Source organism: Leptolyngbya sp. FACHB-36 (genome assembly GCF_014695955.1).
In the GTDB taxonomy this organism is placed as follows: Bacteria; Cyanobacteriota; Cyanobacteriia; order Leptolyngbyales; family Leptolyngbyaceae; genus FACHB-36.
In genome coordinates, this window is sequence record NZ_JACJPG010000509.1 from 1 (window position 1) to 4,545 (window position 4,545).

Consider the following 4,545-nt stretch of genomic DNA (forward strand, 5'->3'; position numbering starts at 1 on the left):
GACCACGGAGCCGATCAGTATCTACACGGTGTGAATGGCATCGTGGTCCCTGGCGGCTTTGGTCCGCGGGGGATCAATGGCAAGATCGAAGCGATCGCGTATGCCCGCGATCGAGGCATTCCCTTCCTGGGATTGTGCTTAGGGATGCAGTGCTCAGTGGTTGAGTGGGCGCGGCATGTCGCCAAGCTGCCAGACGCCAACAGTTCCGAATTTGACTCCAACACCCAAAATCCGGTGATCAACTTGCTACCAGAGCAGCAAGACGTTGTAGATCTGGGTGGCACCATGCGCTTAGGGCTGTATCCGTGTCGTCTGTCGCCTGATACTCTGGCGTTTCGGCTGTATCAGGATGAAGTCATTTATGAGCGGCATCGCCACCGCTATGAATTCAACAACGCCTACCGCAATTTGTTTATTGAAACCGGATACGTCATTAGCGGCACGTCACCGGATGGTCGGCTCGTAGAAATTGTCGAGCTGCCCAACCATCCATTTTTTATTGCCTCGCAGTTTCACCCGGAGTTTCAGTCGCGTCCCAGTCGTCCGCACCCGCTGTTTCGCGGATTTATGCAGGCAGCACTGGGTCAGCCGCTCCTAACAAGTTCAACGATAGAGTTGATCGACGAGAGGGCTGCTATCATTTCTCCGGCTGAAGTATCTTGAGCCGTGAAGACATGTAAAACGAGGTCCAGCAACGAGGTCGTTTTGTGGCGTATTGGATCAAGATTACCTATGAGCGCAATAATTATGTGATCGATCTGGACCGCATTCCTGCCTTTTGCCAGCTACCAAATGGTCGTATTTCCTTTGCGCTACCGGACGGGAGCACTACGATCGTCGTCAACCAACAGAGCGATCCCGATGGTTACCAACTGCTGGTGGACTACATCGAGAAGCAAACCGGATTTTCGCTGTAAGGGCAAACCATCCGGTAGAGTGTCTGTCATCAGTCAAGATGCTCAGTTGTTTTCTACGGCTTCCTCCAGGCTGGGTTGATTGCCGCTGATGTGACGCTCGTACCACTTCATTAGCGGCGTCGAGGTCACTCCGTGCAGAATCACCGAAAGCACGATCGTAATAAACGTAATCCAAGCAATTAATTCCGCTGTGTCCCCTTTAAGACCCTTGCTAAACGCATAGGTTAGATAGTAAAGCGAACCAACACCGCGAATACCAAACCAGCCAAACAGCCAGCGGGTCGCCGGATGCAGGGGTGAGCCGATCGTGCTAATCCACGCTCCTACTGGACGAATCACAAAGAACAGCAGCCCAGCCACCAACAGAGCCGGAGCCGCAAACCGACCCATCGGCTCTACGCGCAGCAGCGACCCCAGCAGCAGAATCGTACCGATTTCAGTCAGCTTTTCTAGCCGCTCGATGAAGAGCAGTTGGGACAGCGATCGATCTGGGTCTACTTTTCGCCGCATCATTATGCCAGAGACAAACACAGCGAGAAAGCCATAGCCGTTGACCACTTCCGTTAGAGAATAGGTGATCAAAATCGTACTGAGAGCAATAAAGTCTTCCAGCAGTTCATCAGCTGGGCGATACCGCTGGAGTTGCTTATCGATCCACTGGATAGCTCTGGCAACCAAGTACCCCATGCCGATTCCAGCCGCGATCGCCCACAGCAAATCTACTAGCACCCACTGCCGAAACCACTCCTGCCAGTTGTCATTTTCGATCCAGTGCAGCCCAAAGTAGACGAACGGAAACGCCAGTGCATCGTTGAGTCCTCCTTCGGAAGTTAAGCCAAAGCGCAGTTCGTCGCGATCCTCTGGATCGTACAGTTGCACTTCGGATGCCAGCACCGGGTCAGTTGGTGCCAGAATTCCTCCCAGCAGAATGGCAATGCCCCATTCCAGGTTTAAGATCCAGTGCCCGATCGCCGCAACCGCAAAGATAGATAGGGGCATGAGAAACCCGATCAGTCGAACCGTCGAGGTCCATGCCCAAGCCGTCAGCGAGCGGTTCATCTTCAGCCCGCAGCTAAACAGCGAAATTAGAACAACAATTTCCGTTACCCGTTGCAAAAAAGCTGCCTCTGGGCGCAGTTGAATCAGCTTAAGACCATATGGACTCAGCAGGACGCCCACAACTAGATAGATTAGGGCGTAGGACAAGGGCAAGCGAGCAATCCAGCCTGACCCCAGCGTGACTACTAACAGCAGCACGCCAATCACCAGCAGATTAAGAATGTAGGTATCCACAGCAGTTTCGTCAGTAGGCACTGCCACTGTAAGAGAAAGCGACGATCACTACGGTGAACCAGGGGTAGATTTCTGTCTGAGTCCTAAGGGAGAGCACGCCACTCCTCGTCCACCTATGCCTTCAGAAGATAGGATAGGAGAGCAACCCCGCTGGTTTGGACCGAATGAGCCGACGAGAAGATTTTACCGATACTGCACTGGGATTAGTCTCTGCTCAGAGTTTTCCTGCAATTGTAGGGATTGCCGATCACATGCTGAAATCGTCAGGCGTGACGCTGGTGGGCTACGAGAAGATTGGCAGCGGACACTGTACAGCGATCGTCCGAGGCGGCGTGGCAGACGTGCGATTGGCGGTGCAGGAAGGTGCCGAACGCGCCCAGCAGTTTGGTCAGATACTTTCAACATTAGTGGTTCCGCGCCCAATGCCTAACCTGGAGGCGGTGCTGCCGATCGGCAATCGTCTGGCACAACTCGCAACGGGTCGGGGACACAGCCGCCTCAGCAACCAAGCCGTTGGGCTGCTGGAGACTCGCGGCTTTCCGGCGATGGTTGGGGCGGCGGATGCAATGATGAAAGCCGCTGATGTAGTGCTGGCAGCGTATGAAACGATCGGAGCAGGACTTTGTACGGCGATCATTCGGGGATCGGTGGCAAACGTTGCGGTTGCCCTAGATGTGGGGATGGTAGAGGCAGAGCGCATTGGAGAACTGCACGCCGTGATGCTAGTGCCGCGTCCGCTGGACGATCTGGATCAAACCTTACCGCTAGCAAGCTGCTGGATCGAGGAACAGCAACCGCTGCGCCTGCCAATCACCATGAAGGAAACCGAGAAAGAACTGGTAGCGCTGCCAGAATTACAGCAGGAAGCGAAAACGAAGCAGTTGCCTGCCGCTAGTCCAGAACTACAACCCGTTGATTTTGCGGCAGAGGTGACGCGATCGCCCGAAAAAGAAGTGCTGCTGTCACCGCCGATCGAGCGAGAGGACTCCCAGCCTGATGAGTCAGCTGACGAGCCACCCTCGAATGGTTCCTCTAGTAGACTAAGACGCAAACGCCGCAGATAGCAGCGCGAATGTAACTGCCAACAGTGCCCATTTCTTTTGCAGTGATGCGAAAGAAATTATTTGAACTGCTTGGCATAACTATCAAAATGGGAACAGTGGAGCAGGCAAGTATTCTTGCCTGCTCCACTTAGTAGCTCAACCTTATCTAATAGGGATAGACCGGGTAGATGACCCGTTCTGCATCGTTTCTAGCTCAACGACTTACAGAACGTTGGAAATCAGATCCACTACGGTATAACGCACTTGATCAATCAGCACTACATTGGAACCGACCACAAACAAATCGTATTGCGCTGGCAGGTTGATGTAGGTATTGACTTGCTTAGGCAGCGGTACTAATTTCTTAGCGATACCAGGAGGCAACCCTTTGCCACGCAGCAGTTGCTTCTGGATTCCGGGCGGTAGCGATCGCGTTTGGCTGATGATTTGAGTTCGGAGCGAATTGCTCAGCAGGTAATTACAGCCACAATTTCCGCGAAGCAAGTCAACTAGCACGGTGCGCTGACTTGTTGTAAAGTTTTGAACCTGAATTTGCCGAGTAGTGCGAACGGAACCGTTATAAGCAACAAGTACCCTTGAGCTATTCTTGTAGACTGTAACGACGCTTTCGATCGTCGAGGCTGTTGCGCCCGGTCGTCCTCCTAAAAAGGTAAATGTCCAGGAGTCACCATTATCAACATAAGGGCATTGGCTCGCAGGTCCGTGCATGGACGCTTCTGCACGATACACCCGAACACCACCATTTGCGGCTTCTGCGGCTTGACGAGCCAGGTTTTTAGCCCGGTTCAGGTCAACTCGGACTTCTCGTTTATCATCATCGTCGTCATCATCGCGCCCACGCCCTTTTTTGTCGTCCTTATCTGCAATTAACCATGCTGGCTGAGGCATCCCCTTCAGATACTCAACGTTTGACTCGCGTTGAGCTTGGCTATTAAACTGCTCAGTTAGAAGTTTGGACTGAGGCGTTAAAGTTGACGCATTGGCAAGAGTAGGTACGGCAGCAATGATGGCAAGACTCATAGCCGTCAAAGTGCCCTTATTTAGAGCTGCAAACACAGATGAATGTGACAACAAGCGGTTCTCCTTGAAACTTCACGGTTTTCAGGTTTAGGCTGATGGTTAGAACAGAAAAACCTGGTTTGTTCGTAGTGTTCCCTTAAATTAGAAGAAACATCGTTTATGACGTGCGATTTGGGAAATGAACAAGCGACATCTAGGATAGAAGAGCGATCGCAAACTCACCAGAATTTGCTTCATCAAGGTGCATCGAT

General features: G+C 52.4%; 5 protein-coding genes. 3 read left to right on the forward strand and 2 right to left on the reverse strand.

Annotation, left to right across the window (positions count from 1 at the left end; genetic code table 11):
* Together H6F43_RS14530 and H6F43_RS14535 are read left to right on the forward strand one after the other, a co-directional pair.
* Positions 1–663 (forward strand): gamma-glutamyl-gamma-aminobutyrate hydrolase family protein (locus H6F43_RS14530; RefSeq protein ID WP_190343451.1); only part of this gene is annotated, 663 nt, incomplete at its 5' end.
* A gap of 44 nt (positions 664–707) precedes the next feature.
* Complete coding sequence (locus H6F43_RS14535; RefSeq protein ID WP_190343452.1) at positions 708–917, forward strand: hypothetical protein; 210 nt, start codon at positions 708–710, stop codon at positions 915–917.
* A 42-nt stretch (positions 918–959) separates the two neighbouring features.
* Here H6F43_RS14535 and H6F43_RS14540 read toward each other — a convergent pair whose 3' ends face one another.
* Positions 960–2,210 (reverse strand): cation:proton antiporter, encoded by a 1,251-nt coding sequence (locus tag H6F43_RS14540; RefSeq protein ID WP_190343453.1) that lies wholly within the window; start codon positions 2,208–2,210, stop codon positions 960–962.
* A 164-nt stretch (positions 2,211–2,374) separates the two neighbouring features.
* Here H6F43_RS14540 and H6F43_RS14545 point away from each other — a divergent pair, with 164 nt between their 5' ends.
* Complete coding sequence (locus tag H6F43_RS14545; protein WP_199290355.1) at positions 2,375–3,274, forward strand: BMC domain-containing protein; 900 nt, start codon at positions 2,375–2,377, stop codon at positions 3,272–3,274.
* A 201-nt stretch (positions 3,275–3,475) separates the two neighbouring features.
* On the opposite strand, the gene H6F43_RS14550 is transcribed toward H6F43_RS14545, so the two are convergent.
* The gene (locus tag H6F43_RS14550) at positions 3,476–4,294 is read right to left on the reverse strand and encodes a hypothetical protein (RefSeq protein WP_190343454.1); all 819 of its coding nucleotides are present in this window, start codon (positions 4,292–4,294) and stop codon (positions 3,476–3,478) included.
* Positions 4,295–4,545: the final 251 nt, after the last annotated feature.